At 34.5% G+C, this 18,336-nt stretch carries 17 protein-coding genes; 9 read left to right on the top strand and 8 right to left on the bottom strand.

The genetic code is table 11. From position 1 onward, the window contains the following. The first annotated feature begins 128 nt into the window (after nt 1-128). The 5 genes from E0H99_RS00860 to phoU all read left to right on the top strand — a co-directional run bounded on the left by E0H99_RS00860 (nt 129) and on the right by phoU (nt 4,792). Nucleotides 129-998 (top strand): phosphate ABC transporter substrate-binding protein, encoded by an 870-nt coding sequence (locus E0H99_RS00860; RefSeq protein ID WP_240723420.1) that lies wholly within the window; start codon nt 129-131, stop codon nt 996-998. Nucleotides 999-1,198: 200 nt separating this feature from the next. Then, entirely contained in the window at nt 1,199-2,407 is a 1,209-nt protein-coding gene (gene pstC / locus E0H99_RS00855; RefSeq protein WP_235832057.1) for a phosphate ABC transporter permease subunit PstC, read from the top strand. Between the two features lie 3 nt (nt 2,408-2,410). After that, entirely contained in the window at nt 2,411-3,289 is an 879-nt protein-coding gene (gene pstA / locus E0H99_RS00850; RefSeq protein ID WP_131990368.1) for a phosphate ABC transporter permease PstA, read from the top strand. A 1-nt stretch (nt 3,290) separates the two neighbouring features. Further along, nucleotides 3,291-4,043, top strand: a complete 753-nt coding sequence (gene pstB / locus E0H99_RS00845) for a phosphate ABC transporter ATP-binding protein PstB (RefSeq protein ID WP_131990367.1) — start codon at nt 3,291-3,293, stop codon at nt 4,041-4,043. Between the two features lie 59 nt (nt 4,044-4,102). After that, nucleotides 4,103-4,792, top strand: a complete 690-nt coding sequence (gene phoU, locus E0H99_RS00840; RefSeq protein ID WP_131990366.1) for a phosphate signaling complex protein PhoU — start codon at nt 4,103-4,105, stop codon at nt 4,790-4,792. Nucleotides 4,793-4,930: 138 nt separating this feature from the next. Here phoU and E0H99_RS00835 read toward each other — a convergent pair whose 3' ends face one another. The 5 genes from E0H99_RS00835 to E0H99_RS00815 form a co-directional block, all read right to left on the bottom strand. Then, the gene (locus tag E0H99_RS00835) at nt 4,931-6,001 is read right to left on the bottom strand and encodes a glycosyltransferase (RefSeq protein ID WP_131990365.1); all 1,071 of its coding nucleotides are present in this window, start codon (nt 5,999-6,001) and stop codon (nt 4,931-4,933) included. A gap of 200 nt (nt 6,002-6,201) precedes the next feature. Next, nucleotides 6,202-6,915 carry a hypothetical protein gene (locus E0H99_RS00830; protein ID WP_131990364.1) on the bottom strand — a complete coding sequence of 238 codons (714 nt, stop codon included), beginning with the start codon at nt 6,913-6,915 and terminating at the stop codon, nt 6,202-6,204. A gap of 91 nt (nt 6,916-7,006) precedes the next feature. Continuing rightward, nucleotides 7,007-10,438, bottom strand: coding sequence for a hypothetical protein (locus E0H99_RS00825; protein ID WP_131990363.1), 3,432 nt, complete (start codon nt 10,436-10,438; stop codon nt 7,007-7,009). A 195-nt stretch (nt 10,439-10,633) separates the two neighbouring features. Continuing rightward, a complete protein-coding gene (locus tag E0H99_RS00820; RefSeq protein ID WP_131990362.1) occupies nt 10,634-11,890 on the bottom strand; it encodes an aspartate kinase in 1,257 nt (418 codons plus the stop codon). Nucleotides 11,891-11,920: 30 nt separating this feature from the next. Beyond that, the gene (locus tag E0H99_RS00815) at nt 11,921-12,400 is read right to left on the bottom strand and encodes a GNAT family N-acetyltransferase (protein WP_131990361.1); all 480 of its coding nucleotides are present in this window, start codon (nt 12,398-12,400) and stop codon (nt 11,921-11,923) included. Nucleotides 12,401-12,570: 170 nt separating this feature from the next. Here E0H99_RS00815 and fbp point away from each other — a divergent pair, with 170 nt between their 5' ends. Beyond that, on the top strand, nt 12,571-13,590 hold the full coding sequence (gene fbp, locus E0H99_RS00810) for a class 1 fructose-bisphosphatase (RefSeq protein ID WP_131914885.1): 1,020 nt from the start codon (nt 12,571-12,573) through the stop codon (nt 13,588-13,590). Between the two features lie 59 nt (nt 13,591-13,649). Here the strand turns inward: fbp and E0H99_RS00805 are convergent, their stop codons facing one another. Next, nucleotides 13,650-14,081 (bottom strand): TerB family tellurite resistance protein, encoded by a 432-nt coding sequence (locus E0H99_RS00805; RefSeq protein ID WP_131990360.1) that lies wholly within the window; start codon nt 14,079-14,081, stop codon nt 13,650-13,652. Nucleotides 14,082-14,260: 179 nt separating this feature from the next. Between E0H99_RS00805 and E0H99_RS00800 the strand changes: the two genes are divergently transcribed. From E0H99_RS00800 to E0H99_RS00790, 3 genes are read left to right on the top strand one after another with little or no spacing between them, the layout of a single operon-like run. After that, nucleotides 14,261-14,854 (top strand): HupE/UreJ family protein, encoded by a 594-nt coding sequence (locus tag E0H99_RS00800; RefSeq protein WP_131990359.1) that lies wholly within the window; start codon nt 14,261-14,263, stop codon nt 14,852-14,854. A gap of 2 nt (nt 14,855-14,856) precedes the next feature. Then, nucleotides 14,857-15,288 carry a deoxycytidylate deaminase gene (locus E0H99_RS00795; RefSeq protein ID WP_131990358.1) on the top strand — a complete coding sequence of 144 codons (432 nt, stop codon included), beginning with the start codon at nt 14,857-14,859 and terminating at the stop codon, nt 15,286-15,288. Between the two features lie 13 nt (nt 15,289-15,301). Further along, nucleotides 15,302-16,873 carry a S41 family peptidase gene (locus E0H99_RS00790; protein WP_131990357.1) on the top strand — a complete coding sequence of 524 codons (1,572 nt, stop codon included), beginning with the start codon at nt 15,302-15,304 and terminating at the stop codon, nt 16,871-16,873. A gap of 31 nt (nt 16,874-16,904) precedes the next feature. Here E0H99_RS00790 and E0H99_RS00785 read toward each other — a convergent pair whose 3' ends face one another. Next, nucleotides 16,905-17,654 (bottom strand): lysophospholipid acyltransferase family protein, encoded by a 750-nt coding sequence (locus E0H99_RS00785; protein WP_131990356.1) that lies wholly within the window; start codon nt 17,652-17,654, stop codon nt 16,905-16,907. A gap of 68 nt (nt 17,655-17,722) precedes the next feature. Beyond that, nucleotides 17,723-18,328: an FAD-dependent oxidoreductase gene (locus E0H99_RS00780; RefSeq protein WP_131990355.1), complete on the bottom strand. Its 606-nt coding sequence runs from the start codon at nt 18,326-18,328 to the stop codon at nt 17,723-17,725. Between the last annotated feature and the right edge of the window lie 8 nt (nt 18,329-18,336).

Genomic DNA, 18,336 nt, shown 5'->3' with positions numbered 1-18,336 from the left:
TGTCATTTGTTTTGGATGGATTAAATAATTATTAAAATAAGCTAAATAATAAAGATAGTATAATACTGGCTTAACATATTGTTAATGTAGCGCATATACTTTTGTACAAATTTATAAATAACCATAAGATGACTATCAAAACGAAATTATTCTTAATGTTACCTTTAATAGGAATGTTAAGTTGCGGTAAAGCAAAAAATGAAGATAAAGGGACTGAAGATAAAGCAACGGCTGCGACATCAGTTACAATCAAAGGAAGTGATACCGTTTTGCCATTGGCACAGAAAGAGGCTGAGGAAATGATGAAAACAAATCCTGAAGTTAGTGTTACCATAGTAGGAGGAGGAACTGGAGTTGGTGTTACCGCTCTTTTAGACGGAACAACGGATATCGCAATGGCTTCCAGAGATTTAAAGACAGAAGAAAAATTAAAATTTTCTGAAGCCAAAAAAGAAATCGAAAAAGTGACTGTTGCCTTTGATGCTTTAGCGATTATTGTTAATCCGGCTAATAAAGTAGGTCAGTTAACACGTGAGCAATTGGAAAAAATCTATACAGGAGAAACTAAAAACTGGAAAGAAGTAGGTGGTGAAGACGCAAAAATTGTAGCGTATTCAAGAGAATCTTCTTCAGGGACGTATGAATTCTTTAAAGAAGAAGTAATGGATAAAAAAAATTACGCTTCTGATATCTTGAGTATGCCTGCAACAGGAGCGATTGTTCAAGCAGTAAGCCAAACAAAAGGAGCTATCGGGTATGTTGGATTAGCGTATGAGACTAAAGAAGTAAAACAACTTTCTGTTTCTTATGACCAAGGGAAGACCTTTGTTGCTCCAAGTGTAGCTTCTGCAAAAGACAAAAGCTACCCAATTTCAAGACCATTATTCTATATTTTTGATAAAGTAAATGCCGCAAAAGTAAAAGCGGTAGTGGATTTTGCTTTGTCACCAGAGGGACAAAAAATTGTTTCTGAAGTAGGTTATGTACCGCTAAATTAATAAGGTTTGTTTTTAAGTTATAAAAGGCTGTCCGTTTTGGGCAGCCTTTTTTGTTGCTTCATTTTCAGGATTTTTTTTATGGAAAGCGGAAACGATTTGCGTACTTTTATGCTTAACTTTAAATTAACACAAGGTTAATATGTAAAACACATTCGGAATATAAGGCTCATGTATTTTTGCCGTTAAAATAAACTATAGATTTGAAAACAAATTTTAAAAAAATAAAAGAGAAAATAATAGTGACTATATTAATGCTAAGTAGTGCTGCTACTAGTATTACTGTTGTTTTGATTGTTTTTTTTCTATTTATTGAAGGCGCGGGAGTTTTTACCAAAAAACCTATTGAAGAAGGTTTTTTGTTGGCAGTACATTCGACTAATCCAATACAAAAATTAGAGCCTTCGCAGGTAAAAGATATTTTCGATCAAAAAATCACTAATTGGAAACAGTTAGGCGGAAAAAACGAACCCATCGTTTTGTTTAGAACCGAAGATATTACGGAATTTTATTCTGAAGCCGAATTGGGCGAAAACTTCGAACATTTTCCTGCGAAAATAGATGAGTATGTTTCAAAAACGCCTGGCGTAATTGCCTTTTTTTCGGATAAATACAAAGCGAAAAATTTTCATGGAAAAGAATTAGAAATCAACAAAATTAAAATTTTTGAATTTCTTTCCGGAGAAGAATGGTTTCCAACCGCGCAACCCATTGCACAAATGGGAGTTAAGGCATTGATTTATGGTACGCTATGGGTCAGTTTTGGAGCAATACTATTGGCATTGCCCATTGGTTTGGCCGCAGCCATTTATTTGAGTGAAATAGCCCGAAAAAGAACCCGTAATATTTTAAAACCGCTTATCGAATTATTAGCAGGGATTCCATCAGTGGTCTATGGCTTTTTTGGATTAGTGGTCATTGTCCCTTTAATTCAGAGTGTTTTCGGATTACCCGTTGGAGAAACAGGATTGGCGGGAAGTATTGTTTTGGCTATTATGGCATTACCAACGATTATCACCATTTCGGAAGATGCAATGCGTACCACTCCGCGCGCTATGAAAGAAGCCAGTTTGGCTTTAGGTGCGAGCCATTGGCAAACTATTTATAAAGTAACAATACCTTATTCGGCATCTGGAATAACAGCTGGAGCCATTTTAGGAATTGGACGTGCTATTGGTGAAACCATGGCAGTTTTAATGGTAACAGGTAATGCGGCCATAATTCCGCATACACTTTTAGCTCCGTTAAGAACCATTCCGGCTACCATTGCGGCCGAATTGGGTGAAGCTGCAAATGGAGGATTGCATTATCAATCGCTGTTTGCCTTGGGATGTATTTTATTCCTGATTACATTCTGCATAAATATGTTGGTGGAGTTGGTTACCAATAGAGGATCCCATAAAAAACATTAAAAGATGACTAAAGAAATTCGTTTAGCAAAACAAAAAAGAAGAAACCAAAAAATTGCTTTTGGACTATTTCAATTCACCAGCTATGCCGTTGTGGGTCTTTTATTTGTAATATTGGCTTTCATAGTAATAAAAGGAATTGGCGTTATAAGTTGGGAGTTTATTACAGAAATGCCTAAAGAAGGGATGACTCAGGGAGGGATTTTCCCGGCGATAGTAGGAACACTTTGTTTGGTTTTTGGAAGTATGATTTTTGCCTTTCCTGTAGGTGTTTTGGCCGCTATATATATGAATGAATATGTGAAAGATGGCTGGATAAAAAAGATTATCAAACAAATGACCAATAACCTGGCCGGAGTTCCATCGATAGTTTTTGGACTTTTCGGGATGGCGTTGTTTGTTAATAAACTGGAATTTGGAGATTCCCTTTTAGCGGGGTCTTTGACCTTAGGATTATTGGTTTTACCGGTGGTAATCAGGACTACCGAAGAATCATTAAAGTCGGTGGATGATACTTTTAGACAAGCCAGTTTAGGTTTGGGGGCCAGTAAATGGCAAACGACCAGTGAAGTGGTTTTTCCTATTGCGTTTCCAAATATTATTACCGGGTTAATTCTTTCCATAGGTAGGGTTTCCGGGGAAACGGCACCAATTTTATTTACCGTTGCGGCTTATTTTTTGCCAAAATTACCCACTTCAATTTTCGACCAGGCCATGGCGTTGCCGTATCATTTATACGTTATTTCAACCAGTGGAACAAATATAGAAGCATCTCGGGCAATGGCTTATGGGACGGCACTTATTTTAATTATAATCGTATTAATTTCTAATTTATTAGCGAATGCGCTTCGTAAATATTTTGGAAAAAAAGTAAAAATGAATTAGTATGCACAAAATAGAATCAAAAAACATCAATTTTTATTACGGAGAAACTCAAGCTTTGCATGACGTTTCGCTATCCATGAAAGAAAATACAGTTACTGCATTAATCGGACCTTCTGGTTGTGGGAAATCGACGTATTTGCGTTTACTGAATCGAATGAATGATTTGATTGATAATACGAATCTAACGGGTACGATTTTGATAGATGGGCAAGATATTTATGCAAAAAACACCAATGTAGATGATTTGCGTAAAAATGTCGGGATGGTATTTCAAAAACCAAATCCGTTTCCCAAATCCATTTTTGAAAATGTGGCGTATGGTTTAAAAGTAAACGGAATTACCGATAAAAAAATAATTGAAGAGCGCGTGATTACCTCTATTGAACAAGTGGCGCTTTGGGGAGAAGTGAAAGACAAACTGAAGAAGTCGGCTTTTGAGCTTTCAGGAGGACAACAACAACGTTTATGCATTGCACGTGCATTAGCGATTCAGCCTTCTATATTGTTAATGGATGAGCCTACTTCGGCTTTGGATCCAATTTCGACCTCCAAAATTGAAGAACTTATTTACGAATTAAAAAATAAGTATACAATCGTTATCGTGACACATAATATGCAGCAAGCAGGACGTGTGAGTGATACTACCGCTTTTTTCTATATGGGCGAATTGATTGAATATGATAAAACAAAAACTATATTTACAAAACCGTCACAAAAACAAACGGAAGATTATATAACAGGAAGATTTGGATAAGATTGTTTTTGATTTGTATTCAGAATCGTTTAATTTTAAATCTTTTAAATCTTTAAAAAATGGGGTCACACATAGAAACAGAACTGGAAAAGCTTAAGGGCATAATAATAAAAATAGGAAATTTAGCCGAAAGTCAGGTGACTGAGGCTGTCAAAGCATTACTTTCAGAACCTGTCACGGAAGGTAAAGAAGTAAAAAAAACAGAAAACAAGATTGATAGACTGGATGTTAAGATTGATGAGGTTTGTCAAAGTATTTTTGCCTTGCATCAGCCAGTCGCTTCTGATTTACGTTTTATTATGTCAGCCATGCAGATTAGCAATGAAATAGAAAGAATAGGTGATTTGGCCATAAGCATCATAAAGAAATCTAAAAATATTAAAGATAAACATGACTTAATTGTTAAGTTTAGTATTGTTGATATTGCCAGACAAGTGGAGACTATTACAATAAAAACAAATGAATGTTTTTTAACTCGTAATGAAAGTACGATAGGTGAGATTTTCATATTGAATAATACCATAAAAAATGAAAGTGATGAAGCCATTCACAATATTATAAATGAAATGAAGATCAATTCTAAAACGGTAGTTTCAGGAACTAATCTTGTGATTGTTTTAAAACATTTGGAACGTATTTCGGAGCATTGTACAAATATTGCAGAGTATGTTTATTTTATGATTAATGCCAAAATTATCAAACACGAAAAGTTTGATGACAAAAAATTTGACTCCGATAATCTGGATTAATTTTTCAGATTTATTATAAAAACACACTAATTATATACTTTGAAAGTATGGTAATTAGTGTGCTTTTTGATTATGGAAGGAACCTAAATTAGGGCTTGTGTATTTGAAGTGTTTTATAAATTACAGTTGTAATAACGATTAATTCTTTTCAAAAACTTGGAATAATATTTTCCAGTCTAATGTAGTGTCTAATCGAGGCAATCCTTTATATTCCTCAATTTCTTGAATGTTTTCCATTCTAAAATCATCTTGTGTTGCATAAGGAACCAGACCTTCTTTCTTTAGTTTTTTTGCTAAATATTCTTGTTCATATTGACCGGGTGTTGGAATGAAAAAAGCTTTTTTTCTCAGTTGGGCTAGATCCATGATTGTAGTGTAACCCGAACGGCAAAGAACCATTTCACTTTCGTTAAAAGCCTGTTCCAGTTCGGTTGAATTCATGAAGTTGTAATACGTGACATTTCCAATTGCTGTTGTTTTTTGTTCCTTTTCGATATTTCCTTCAATGAAAATTACATTACCATTGTATTTAACAATCTCTTTTTTCAAATGTTTTTCTAACATGCCGCGTTGAGGTTCGGGGCCAGAGAGAATTACCATTAAATCATGTTTTTTTGGCAACAATTTCTTTTGTAGTCTGCTCAAAGGACCAATATATTTTGTTTTAAGATTTGGATTGTCAACATGACCTAGTTTGCCGGTTAGATTTAAAGTTCCAGCAAGATCGGGAACCCAACATTCCGTGTATTTTTTTATAATATATTGATGTACTTTACTGGTTATCCAAGTTGTATTTCCTGTCATCACATTCAATTGATGGGTGATAAATACGGAGGGTACATTCTTACTGAAAACCCCCAATCTGTTATCCGAAATAATTCCGTCTATTGCATATTTTTCAATCCAATTTTGAATTATTTTTTTTTCTTCCAGAATAGCTTTTACCATTTTGGGGCCATTTTTTATTAATTTCCACTTAAAATTGGCGCCATTTTTAGCATATTCAATTTGATAGGATGGCAGTTCCAATGTTTGGAGGTTTGGAAACTCTTTTCGCAGTAATTCAAGAGCAATACCATCAGAGGCAATTATTGGGATGTAGTTGTTATCTTGTAAAGCTCTAATGATTGGAATACAACGGGTGGCATGTCCTAAACCCCAGTTTAAAGGTGCAATCAAAATAGTTTTAGGGGCGATTTTTATATCCATTTCTAATTGTGTCAAATGTTTTTTATAGGTGAAAGATACATAAGTTAGGCCCTTTTTTGTATTTGCAAAATATTACTAAACTATTAAGTTATCCAGTTATTAAATACTGTTTCAGACTATATTTTTCTTTCTGATGGACTAAAATAAAGAAAGGCTATCTTTTTTAGGGACAGCCTTTTCAAGATACTTTCTATAAAAAATTATTCTTGGATATAGGTTTTATTTCCGTTTGAGTTAATATAATATTTTCCTCCTCGAGGACCGGTATATACTTTTTTGCCATTGTATTCTCCAGTTATTTTATCGGCTACTTTAGGCGCTTTTTCATTGGTTTCTTTAATTTTTTTTACTGATTTTGTATTTGTAGCTTTTTCTTTTACGGTTGCTTTAGCTGTCGCCACTTTATCTTTTGCTGTTTTTTTAGACGCGGTTGCTTTTTCTTTAGTTTCTGCTGCTTTATCTTTTACAGTTTCAGCTTTTTCTTTAACTGTTTTTTTTGCTACTTTATCTTTTGCAGTTTCCACTTTTTCTTTAGCTGTAGTTGCTTTTTCTTTTGCAGTTTCGGATTTCTCTTTAGCGGTTTTTTTAGCGGCAGCTGCTTTTTCTTTAGTTGTAGTTGCTTTGTCTTTAGCCATTTCAGCTTTGTCTTTAGCTATTTTTTTAGTTGCTTTATCTTTTGCAGTTTTCACTTTTTCTTTTGCAATTTCGGCTTTCTTTTTAGCGGTTTTTTTTGCTGTCTCTGCTTTTTCTTTGGCTATCGCCGCCTTATCTTTTGCTGCTTCAGCTTTTTCCTTTTTGGCTTTAGCCAATTTTTCAGTTTTAGCTTTTGCCGCTTTCTTTTCGGCTGCAGTTTCTTGTGCATGCAAGTTTGCCGAAAGGATAATCATGAAACATAACAACAGTAATTTTTTCATAATAGTTTGATTTTAAGTTTTATATAATAAAAATAATAAAAAATAATCATATTTGGAAAGTCATCCGATGAAATTGTTTCAAATTTAAATATTAAAAATAGGCTCTCAATTGAACATTTCCGGTATGAATGGCTTGGCTTGTTTCACTTTTCCGTCCTTGATAATTGAAATTAATGTCTAAAAATTGTGTGATGTTTTTTTGCAAAAGCAATCTCCAAGTCAAGTTCTGACCGGTTTGTAAACCTTCGAGCATTTGAAATCCAACCGAAGAAAATTCATTTCCTTCAAATTTATTTTGATAAAAAGAAACTTCTCCATTCAGCGTTATTTTTTTATCACTGGCATAGGAAAAGGCAGTTCCAAAACGGTTTTGTAGTAATGTTTCGAAGACTCCAATCTGGTTTTCTTTGCTTTGTAATTCATAAAAAATATCCCAACTGGTATTTTTAGAGAATAAATAACTGATTTTTGGTGCCAATTGGTACCCGTTTATAGCATAATTTTTTTCTGGGAAATTCTCTGATTGAATAGTTGTTTGGATTGTTTTGGCAAAGAAACCGAACAGCCAACTTTTTTGGTACAAATGTCCATACTGCAATTGATGCGAACTGTTTGTAGCTTCTTGCGAACCGATTGACAACAAGTTTTTCGTTTTATTTTGAAGATAAGAATAGGTAATCGAATGGTTTTGCTTTCCTCGATTGTAAAACAAGCTGTTCCTCAAACTGGAATTTAATCCCAGTACATTTTCATTGGAACCGCTAAACGGGTTTAATTCAAAATTATCTCCGTCACTTCTCGTTTTTCTGTCAATTATAAATGCGGTTTGATTATAGAAATAGGAAAGTAATTTTTTTATTCCTTTTTCATTTTGCCATTGATTTGGGTTTAATGTCACGGATTGTGAGAACTTATTTTGATGTGTTTTTATATAAATCCGATTGGGTAAAAATACTCTGATAAATTTTGCCTGATCGATAAACGGAGCAACTTCAAACTCCTGTAATTCCTGAATTCCATTGCCGTTGTAATCATTCCACGCATAAACGCCCTGACCTGCGGGAACTTCCAGATAGGTAAATTCCTGTTGTGGAATGGTTCCTGAATTCGTTTCATAAACCGTTGTGCTTTGGATCAATTGATTAAAAAAACGATCTGTGTACACTATTCTGGAATTTAATGAAGGTTCTCTTTTTCTTGCAGCATCCACAAAATCCAAGATTCTGTAATTGGCATAAAGGGATAAATCACTTTTATTGGTTTGAATTAATTTAGATTTCAGCATAAAAGTCTGGGAAGAATTTACGCGCTGAATCAAGCCATTTTGAAGGCTGTCATTAGTTCTTCTTAAATAGCCCAATTCTACAAAAACTTTAGTGCTGTCACCACGACCGGTAAAAAAACCATATTCCGTAAATTTCTGGCTTAACATCGAAAATTGATTTGTTGCTTTATCTTTTTCTTGATTATCCTCTAAACGCAAGCTGGAACCAACCCAATTTTTATCGAAATGAAAACGCATTTGAGATTGGTTTCTTAAAAATTTCGACGATGACACACTGCCATCGCTTTTTAGGAAACTGCCTTGGTTTTGAAAGGTCCATTTTTTTATTCGAAACAAACCATTTAAAATATGTCTGCTGCCAGAAAAATTTCCGGAGAAATCCAGTTTTTCAAATTGATACAACAGTAGTCCATTAGTAATAGATTTTGGTTCTGGATTTAAGTCCAATTGCAGACCTGAAACTAATAAACTTTGATTTCCAACAGCAGCGGTTCCTAAATTCCAGTCTCTGTCGAATTCTATATTGTACAGTCGTTCCACGGATCTGAAATCTTTTTGTATAAATTGATAATTGGCAAAAGCATCAACCTGCCATTTTTTTGAAAAAAGCCGTTGCTTTGCGTTGATTTTCCCTGCCAAGCCTTGATTGTTGGAGTCGTCAATGGATGAAAATAAATTTTTATCATTGTTGCTAAGGCCAATTTCAAAATCGACAGCCGTTTTTTCATTTGGTTTGTATTTTCCCAAAAAGGTGGCAACTTGAATTTTTGTTGGTGAAATGAGCTGAATTATTGGTTCATAATTTCCTTGAGGAATACCATTTATTGGTTGGATGTATTCGTAAACACGGGTAATTGTAGCCGAATTTGTCACGATATAATTCCCATTATTGGTTCCTACTAAAGTGAATCGAACATTGAATAATTCCTGTTGAGCGTCATTTGAGTATTCGAAAATTTCAACTGCATTAAATATCGTTTTACGATACAACACTTTGTTTTCGGAGTAGGAATCAGCATAGGCGGAAGGCGCAGTCATTAAATCAGGATTGTCTCCTGAATTGACTAAAATCTGGGCTTGTTCTTGTGATAAATTTTGTTGTAGCGGCTGGTTTTTCAAGTCGTTTTCCGAATATAAATACCCTCCAAAACTCCATTTTTCATTTTCATGCGTGGCACCGGCATAGGTTACAAAACGGGTGTAATTCCTGTCGGAATATTGATATTCTATGGCAATCCGCATTTCGGAAGTTATGGTAAAAAGGGGCGTAAATACAATTTCACCCGCATTGTAATCTATTGTATAATCATTGTTTTCGCCTCGTTTCAGTAAAATACCATTTACATAAACCCGCTCTGAACCCGAAACCACTAGGACATACAATTCTCCATTTTGCCCTTTTAATTTGTAAGGACCTTGATTGCCTTCTTGTCCCACAAAATTACTTTTGACATATTGTCCCCGAACTAATGCTGCTGATGCAAATACATTTGTTTTATTTTCTTCGGTTCCAAAGTTGAAAGTAGTCGCCAGTCCCTGTACTTTTTTATTGAAATTAAGGAATTGGGTTTTCTTGTTCTCGAGAAAAATATCTCCTGCCCGAATGTTCCATTGGTCACTGAATAACTCCATGAAAACATTGTCAAACTGATCTAGTTTTTGAGAATAGCCGCCATCCTGTAACGGGATATTACTGTCTTGGATGGAGGCTCTCAAGCTTACTTTTTCGGAAATTTTTCCTGTGATTTGTAAATCTAAATTAGAGTTCAAAACCGCATTTTGATTGTTTCCTATGGTAATGCCACGTGTAATACTTCCTGAAGTATTCAAACCGTCAAAAGGAACATTTTTCTTTAGGTTTTTATCTTCAATTTTATATAGATTTCCAGTCCCTGCTTCATTACTGACGACTCTGCTGGGGTCGTAAATGCGGTATTCTTTGGTTAGTATTTCAGGAAATTTAAGATAGTGTATCGTAAGCGAATCGGAGTTAAAAGAGCTATTTTCCTTTAAAATTAAAGCCCCTTTTTTAAAATCTATCTTAAATAAAGTACTGTCGATGGGTTTGCCATTGGCGTCAAGCAGTTTGAAAAAACTGGAATTAATACTTTCTTTTTCAATGTAAATAGTGTCGCGGGAAGGAAGAATTTTTTTGGTTTTGTACAGCGAATTAATTTCCTGTGCATGGAGCCCAGAAAAACAGCCTATTACAATCCAAAAAAGTAATTTTTTCAACATAAATACTATAACTCGACAGTATCAAAAGTAGTACTTATAATCCGATAATTAGAAAATGCGTCAATCAGAAAATAAGGAAATAGACAAATCGATATATTCAGGTTTAGAGTTCTTGATTTTAGGCTTTGGAACAGCAAAAAAAATGGGAATCAAAATTAAATTTCGATTCCCATTTTTAATAATGTTGGACAGTGTTTAAACTTCTTTAGTGATCACTTGCATGGTTTCACGACTGACTTGTTTCAATAAAACTACTTTGTTTTTTTCAACAGTTTGAGCTGCTTTGTCGTTGAAATGTCGGATAGTATATAAGGTTACATTTTCGTCGTAATCCACTTTAAATTTTTTAGATAAAATAGCATTCAGTGCTTTAAAATTATCGAATTTATCTTCCACGCATACAGAGAAACTAATCGCAGAATTCTGGATTAAGTTTACCTTTATCTTGAATTGGTGAAACAGAGCAAAAATCTCGCTGATGTTTTCTTCCATGATGAAAGAGAAATCTATAGAGGAAAGCGAAATCAGAAGCTGGTTTCTTTTGACAATAAAACAAGGTAAATACGGCTCTAAATCGACACCTTTAGAAACACTTGTCCCTTTTAATAATGGGTTTATAAATGATTTTACATACAAAGGAATTTCCTTTTTTTGTAAAGGTTGCAGTGTTTTTGGGTGAATAACCGTTGCGCCGTAAAAAGCTAATTCAATGGCCTCGCGATATGAAATTTGATTTAATAAATTTGCGTTTTCAAAATATCTCGGGTCGGCATTCATTACTCCAGGAACATCTTTCCAGATGGTTACGCTTTCGGCATTTAAGCAATACGCAAAAATTGCAGCAGTATAATCGGAGCCCTCACGACCTAAAGTGGTGGTGAAATTATTCTCGTCTGAACCCAAGAAACCTTGTGTGATGTTTAGTATTTTTCGTTTTACGTTTTTAGAAATGTTTTTCTGTGTCAATTCCCAATCTACTTCGGCATCTCTATAATTTGCGTCTGTTTTTATGAAATTACGCACATCCAGCCATTGTGTTTTTATTTCCATGAAATTCATGAAATGGCTTAGAATAGTTGTCGAAATTAATTCACCATAACTTACAATCTGGTCGTAAACAAAATTATAATTGGGAGATTTATTATGTGTCAAGAAATATTCTAAATCAGCAAATTGAGTATTTACAGCGGCAAAAACTTCGTTTTTGTCATCTTCAAATAAATCCATCAAAATTTGATTGTGGTATTTTTTTACTTCTTGGACTGATGAATTTAACTCAGCTGATTTGTCGAAATAGTTTTTTATGACAATTTCCAATGCATTAGTTGTTTTTCCCATTGCAGAAACTACCAACAACACATCTTCGTAACCCACTTTTTGTAAAACGTCATATACGTTTTTAATTCCTGCGGCATCTTTCACAGAAGCTCCTCCAAATTTGAATACTCTCATAATCTTTTAAACAAAAATTGTTCTTTTACTTTATTTCAATTTATTCTCTACAAAATGGTTGATTCCTGCTTCATCCATTTGTACAACATCCCAATCCCGTAGCACTTTTGCACCTGATTTTTCGTAAAATTCTATTGCCGGGGTATTCCAGTCCAGTACATTCCATTCCACTCTTCGAACCTGATCTTTTTTACCCTGTTTTATAATTTCAGAATACAAAGCATATCCAAGTCCGGTTCCACGCATTTTGTCTTTTACTACTAAATCTTCTAAATGAATTGTTTTTCCTTTCCAGGTCGAATAGCGGTAATAATACAATGCGATACCCACGATTTCGTTATCGGCTTCGGCAACAAAAACATGAAATAAAGGAACAGGGTCAAAACCATCCCGAATTAAATCGTCAACAGTTACAAGAACAGCATCTGGCTCCTTTTCAAAGTCGGCTAATTCTTGGATAAGACCTAAAACAGCTGGCATATCTTGAGGGTTTCCTCTTCTAATATTCATAAATTTTTATTTTAATGATTTAAAAATGCAATAAAACTGCATTTTTACGTATTAATTTTGTGTTTTATTCAGCAAATATACAATACTGACAAACTAAATAAATAGTATTCAAATTGTTTTCACAAAAAAAACGATATTTGTGACTTCAAAATAACTACATCGATTTCGTAATGGAAGAACGCAACAAAACACTAGGAGAATTTATCATTGAAAATCAAAATGCTTTTCAATATTCGTCAGGCGAATTATCCCGAATCATTAACTCGATCCGATTGGCTGCCAAAGTGGTCAATTATAAAGTAAACAAAGCTGGATTAGTTGATATTGTGGGTGCTGCCGGAGAACAAAACATACAAGGAGAAGATCAGCAAAAACTCGATGTTTATGCGAATGAAGTTTTTATTCAAACTTTAATCAATCGTGAAATTGTATGTGGTATTGCTTCCGAAGAGAATGATGATTTTATCACTGTAGAAGGAAGTGACAACAGTCATAATAACAAATATGTGGTTTTAATGGATCCGCTTGACGGTTCATCAAATATTGATGTAAATGTTTCTGTTGGAACTATATTTTCGGTTTATAGAAGAGTTACTCCAATAGGAACTCCAGTTACAATTGAAGATTTTTTACAGCCGGGAATCAATCAGGTTGCAGCGGGATATGTTATTTACGGAACCTCGACGATGTTGGTTTATACAACAGGACACGGAGTGAACGGATTTACGTTGAATCCGGCCATTGGAACCTTTTATTTATCGCATCCAAAAATGCAATTCCCAACCGATGGTCATATTTATTCCATTAACGAAGGGAACTATGTTCATTTTCCGCAAGGAGTAAAAGATTATATAAAATATTGTCAGTTAGAAGAAGGAGACAGACCTTATACTTCAAGATATATTGGGAGTTTAGTCTCGGATATTCATAGAAATATGATTAAAGGCGGAATTTATTTATATCCTACAAGTTCTAAAGCACCAAAAGGTAAATTACGTTTATTGTATGAATGCAATCCGTTAGCTTTTATTGCTGAGCAAGCGGGAGGAAAAGCCTCAGACGGTTTTAATAGAATCATGGAAATTGAACCGACGGAATTACATCAAAGGGTGCCGTTCTTTTGCGGAAGCTACAACATGGTGGAAAAAGCGGAAGAATTTATGCATAAAGCTAAATTAAGCAAATACTAAAAATGCAGGTTTAATAAAAAAGCTCCCAGATTTCTGGGAGCTTTTTTTATACTTTACAATTACTTGTTCATGTTTTGCATTTCGAAAAGGAAAGTGTCTATATCGACTTTTCTATCTACTAGTTTTAGTGCTTTATGTACAATGTAATCTACATTTTCAGCATTAAAGCCTAGTGCTACTCCAATTTTTCTCAATAATAATTCTTGTGTGTCGCCTAACTGATGATCCACATGTACCATTCTCGCTAAATCAAACAAACGTTCCAGTCTTTGCTCATGCAAATAAGGAGCGTTTATGGGATATTTTAATGGGTTTTCTAAAATTTCTTCATATTCTGCTTGAGAAATTTCTAATCGAACAGCCAGTTTGTCTAAAAATAATTTTTCTTCTGGAGCAAACTTATCGTCAGCCAGTGCTACGCGAACAATAGCTGAAAAATGACCTTTATTTCTTTGTTTGAATTCGCTATCAAATAAATCTGAAAATGACATAATTATTGTTTTTTTATCTTACAAAGATAAATCTATTTTTAAATTAATGATTTTAATTTTTTTATATTTTTTCTTTGAATTTGATCTCTTTTGAATTGCATTTATTTAAATAATCAAATCAATCATTTTCAAAATTAATCGTAAGTTTACAACCCCTTTATCAACCTAATAAATTACCTATGTCAGAATTTTGGATTTACTTTCAAATAGGATTAAAACACGTTTTAGATATTCATGCGTATGACCATGTTTTATTTTTAATAGCCTTAGCGATTCCTTTCTCTTTTAAGGATTGGAAGAGAATTGTGCTTCTGGTGACGCTTTTTACCATTGGACATACGATGGCTTTGTTGCTTTCTGTTTTTGGTATAATTGCAATTAAAGTGAATGTTGTCGAATTATTAATTCCAATAACGATACTGATAACGGCGTTGTTTAATCTTTTTACGGCGGGAAAATCAAGCAAGCAAGAAAGTATAAATTTGGTTTTTTTTATCACGCTTTTCTTTGGGATAATTCATGGATTGGGTTTTTCAAATTATTTCAAATCAATTCTCGGAGGCGATGCTACGGCTAAAGTATTGCCATTGTTAGAATTTGCATTAGGAATAGAAGCGGCCCAGATTGTAGTGGTTTTTGTAGTTTTGATTTTGTCGTATATTGTTCAAACCGTTTTCAGATTCTCGAAACGCGATTGGACCTTAGTAATGTCGGCATTTATAATAGGAGTAGTAATACCAATGATTGTTGAAAGTGAAATCTGGATTAGATAAAAATGAACGAAAAAAAATTAAATAAATACGATAAAGCGTATCTTAGAATTGCAAAAGAATGGGGTCTTTTATCGTATTGTAAACGCAAACAAGTTGGTGCGATTATTGTGCGAGATAGAATGATAATCTCTGACGGATATAACGGAACGCCATCTGGTTTTGAAAATTGCTGTGAAGATGACGAAGGATTGACACGTTGGGATGTTTTACATGCTGAGGCAAATGCGATTCTGAAAGTGGCACGATCTACACAATCCTGTGAAGGAGCTACTTTGTATATTACGCTTTCGCCTTGTAAAGAATGCAGCAAATTGATTCATCAATCCGGAATAAAAAGAGTGGTGTATCAGAATGGATACCGTGATGATTCAGGAATTCAGTTCCTGATAAAAGCAGGAGTTGAGGTGGAACATATTCCAGTATTAGAAGAATAAATGTTGTCTTCATATGAAATATAACGTAAAATATTTGCCCATTATTATTTTCTCAACACTCGCCTTGGGTGTTGTGCTGGGCGGAATGTTGAATTTTCCTAATGCGGCTGACTTTTCAGCCAGAAACAATTCCAGAAGCAAACTCAATAAATTGATTGATTTTATTGACAATGAATACGTCGATGATATTAATACGGATTCTATTGTAAATCTTACCGTAGATAATATTCTGGCGCAACTCGACCCGCATTCAGTATATATTCCGCCAAGCGATCAGCTGGAAGTGGTAGAAAGCATGAAAGGAAATTTTGTGGGAATAGGCGTGAACTTTTATATGTACAACGATTCAGTTGCAGTTATAAAACCAGTTGAAAATGGGCCTTCGGCAAAAGCAGGAATAAAGGCAGGAGACCGAATTTTGTATGCCGATAAAACGAAATTATTTGGACGCAAATTGCCAAGTGATAGTTTGTATTCTAAATTGAAAGGAACGGTAGGTTCTGATATAGAGCTTACTATCTACAGAAAATCGGAAGGCAAAAAACTAAAAGTAAAAATAAAACGGGATGTTATTCCTCTAAAAAGTGTCGATGCGGCGTTGCTTTTGAGTAATAAAACGGGCTATATAAAAATAAACAGATTTGCCGAAACTACTTATAGAGAGTTTATGGCGGGTTTAACTAAGCTGAAACAACAAGGTGCAAAATCACTCGTTATTGATGTTCGCGATAATGGAGGTGGTTATATGGAAGAAGCGATTGCTATTGCCGATGAATTGTTGACAGATAAGCAGCTGATTGTTTTTACCAAAAATAAAAACGGGAATATAGACAAGACATTTGCAACCAAGAAAGGCAGTTTTGAAAACGGAAACGTATTTGTTTTAATCAATGAAAACAGTGCTTCAGCCAGTGAAATTCTAGCGGGCGCCATTCAGGATAATGATAGAGGAACTATTGTGGGGCGTCGCTCTTTTGGGAAAGGATTGGTGCAGAGAGAAATGGATTTTGCGGATGGTTCAGCGGTTCGATTGACTATTGCCAGGTATTACACACCAACGGGTCGCTCCATTCAAAAACCATATTCAAAAGGAAATGAAGCGTATTTTAAAGAATCGGAAGCTCGTTTTGGAAATGGAGAGTTGTATGAAAAAGACAGTATAAAAGTTTCTGATACTTTGAAATTCAAAACTAAAAAAGGTAAAATTGTTTACGGCGGAGGCGGAATTGTTCCTGATGTTTTTGTGCCGCTTGAAGTGGAGCATGGAAATGAAAGTACGGCTTATTTATTGCAATCCGGAATCGTTGGTAATTTTGTTTTCGAACAATTAGATAAAAACAGAAGCGCTTTTAAAGGACTTACTTTCGAACAATTCAAAATTAAAATGGATCAAACGGATTTGTATTTTAATTTGTTTCAAAAATTTATTTTCGGAAACGGATTGGATTTGAAGTTTGGAAAAAGCAAGCCATTAGTAAAAAGATACTTAACTGCAGAATTCACCCGACAATTGTATGGGGAAAGCTATTATTATGGAATCATTTTGAAAGAAGATGCGATGATTAAGGCAATTTCTAAGAAGTAATTGTAAAGGAAAATACTTGTTTTAAAAACTATTAATTTTCATTATCCCAATCTTTTCTATACCGAATGAGTTCTTCATCTATCATGTTTTTAGACGTGTTTAATAAATAGGTTGCATCTTCAGAGTAAATAGGTGGAAAAAAAGTGATTTTAATTTCAGTAGTCCATTTTCCAAAACATTTTAAAAAATGCGGAATGAAAGTGTCGTCTCCGACAAAAGCATCTGTTTTTTCTTTATAATCAATAGCAATAGGAATAACGGCAGATTTAATCTTAGTGGCCATCACAAAAGAACCGTAATTAAAATCCAGAGTCGTTGGCAAAACATCTGTTGTGCCCTCCGGGAAATTAATGATAGAATATCCTTTGGCTAGAACTTCTCGAATATTTTCGGCAGTTTCTTGTCTGCTTTTTTGGCACTTTCTATCTACAAATACAACACCGGATATTTTACAGATATAGCCAATAAGCGGCCATGATGCCACCTCTTTCTTTCCTACAGGAAAAGCATGGATTAGATTTACAATAACGATTGGGTCAAAATAAGAACGATGGTTGGCCACAATCAGTCCTTGTATGGTAGGTTTTTCTCCGTAAATTATGGTACGAATGCCTAAAATGATATTAAGTCCTCCTATTAAAAAATCACGTAATAAAAGTGCTCTTTTGGAATTATTTTCTTCGCTACAAAAGAAACTCATGAAATAGAAAATAATCGAGAAAAAGGAAACGAATAGTATAAAAACGATGAGCCTAATCAGGCCCAATAATAGTGATAACATAAAACAGTGTATTGAAAAATGCAAACCTACCACTATTTTTCCAGTGATTTTTCAGAATGAAATTCTATTTATCTAATACTGTCATGTGCATGAGTCTGCACGCCGTCATTCCATGCCGTAAGAATATCTGTTGCAACTGCGGCACCGCTTCCGGCAGCAATAGCCAGTTGACTTCTCCAGCCTGCTAAAGTTCCTATAACATAAATTCCTTCGGCAACTTTATGGTCGCTGTTTTTTAACTGGATTCGTTGTTTTTCAGGAAGGGACTTTTGATGGGGTTCTACATAATGCATCAATCCATCTATTGCAAAAGTATTTGCGGATCCAATGCCTATGACGATTATTTTTGTTTGGTAGGAATTCTTGTTTGTAAGGACTGTAAATTTCGGAAATTGTCCTTCAATTTTTAGTACTTTTTCCTCTGGAATTTGAGTAATATGAGGATAAGCTTTCGAAAGATGTTCCGTGCTTTCCTCCAATAGTTCGGAGCCTAATTTTCCCGGAGGAATTCCGTATGCATTATTAAACAGCGCTTCTTGAAGAGATGATGTTTTTTGATGGGTGAAAATGCCGATTTTTTTGTCAGTAGCAAAGGGTTTGTTTTTTGCAGAACCCAAAACGAGTGCGCATGACATTCCAGAAACCCCACCGCCAACTACAAGAATATCAAACATTGTTATGG

It is taken from the genome of Flavobacterium sp. GT3P67, assembly GCF_004349155.1.
Taxonomy (GTDB): Bacteria; Bacteroidota; Bacteroidia; order Flavobacteriales; family Flavobacteriaceae; genus Flavobacterium; species Flavobacterium ranwuense.
This window is presented reverse-complemented; position numbering and strand designations above follow the sequence as displayed.

What these genes read in the sequence shown, in the direction of transcription:
- E0H99_RS00860 (WP_240723420.1), top strand. Translation starts at nt 129, where the DNA reads ATGACTATCAAAACGAAATTATTCTTAATGTTACCTTTAATAGGAATG.
- pstA (WP_131990368.1), top strand. Translation starts at nt 2,411, where the DNA reads ATGACTAAAGAAATTCGTTTAGCAAAACAAAAAAGAAGAAACCAAAAA.
- pstB (WP_131990367.1), top strand. Translation starts at nt 3,291, where the DNA reads ATGCACAAAATAGAATCAAAAAACATCAATTTTTATTACGGAGAAACT.
- phoU (WP_131990366.1), top strand. Translation starts at nt 4,103, where the DNA reads ATGGGGTCACACATAGAAACAGAACTGGAAAAGCTTAAGGGCATAATA.
- E0H99_RS00835 (WP_131990365.1), bottom strand. Translation starts at nt 6,001, where the DNA reads ATGGATATAAAAATCGCCCCTAAAACTATTTTGATTGCACCTTTAAAC.
- E0H99_RS00830 (WP_131990364.1), bottom strand. Translation starts at nt 6,915, where the DNA reads ATGAAAAAATTACTGTTGTTATGTTTCATGATTATCCTTTCGGCAAAC.
- E0H99_RS00825 (WP_131990363.1), bottom strand. Translation starts at nt 10,438, where the DNA reads ATGTTGAAAAAATTACTTTTTTGGATTGTAATAGGCTGTTTTTCTGGG.
- E0H99_RS00820 (WP_131990362.1), bottom strand. Translation starts at nt 11,890, where the DNA reads ATGAGAGTATTCAAATTTGGAGGAGCTTCTGTGAAAGATGCCGCAGGA.
- E0H99_RS00815 (WP_131990361.1), bottom strand. Translation starts at nt 12,400, where the DNA reads ATGAATATTAGAAGAGGAAACCCTCAAGATATGCCAGCTGTTTTAGGT.
- fbp (WP_131914885.1), top strand. Translation starts at nt 12,571, where the DNA reads ATGGAAGAACGCAACAAAACACTAGGAGAATTTATCATTGAAAATCAA.
- E0H99_RS00805 (WP_131990360.1), bottom strand. Translation starts at nt 14,081, where the DNA reads ATGTCATTTTCAGATTTATTTGATAGCGAATTCAAACAAAGAAATAAA.
- E0H99_RS00800 (WP_131990359.1), top strand. Translation starts at nt 14,261, where the DNA reads ATGTCAGAATTTTGGATTTACTTTCAAATAGGATTAAAACACGTTTTA.
- E0H99_RS00795 (WP_131990358.1), top strand. Translation starts at nt 14,857, where the DNA reads ATGAACGAAAAAAAATTAAATAAATACGATAAAGCGTATCTTAGAATT.
- E0H99_RS00790 (WP_131990357.1), top strand. Translation starts at nt 15,302, where the DNA reads ATGAAATATAACGTAAAATATTTGCCCATTATTATTTTCTCAACACTC.
- E0H99_RS00785 (WP_131990356.1), bottom strand. Translation starts at nt 17,654, where the DNA reads ATGTTATCACTATTATTGGGCCTGATTAGGCTCATCGTTTTTATACTA.
- E0H99_RS00780 (WP_131990355.1), bottom strand. Translation starts at nt 18,328, where the DNA reads ATGTTTGATATTCTTGTAGTTGGCGGTGGGGTTTCTGGAATGTCATGC.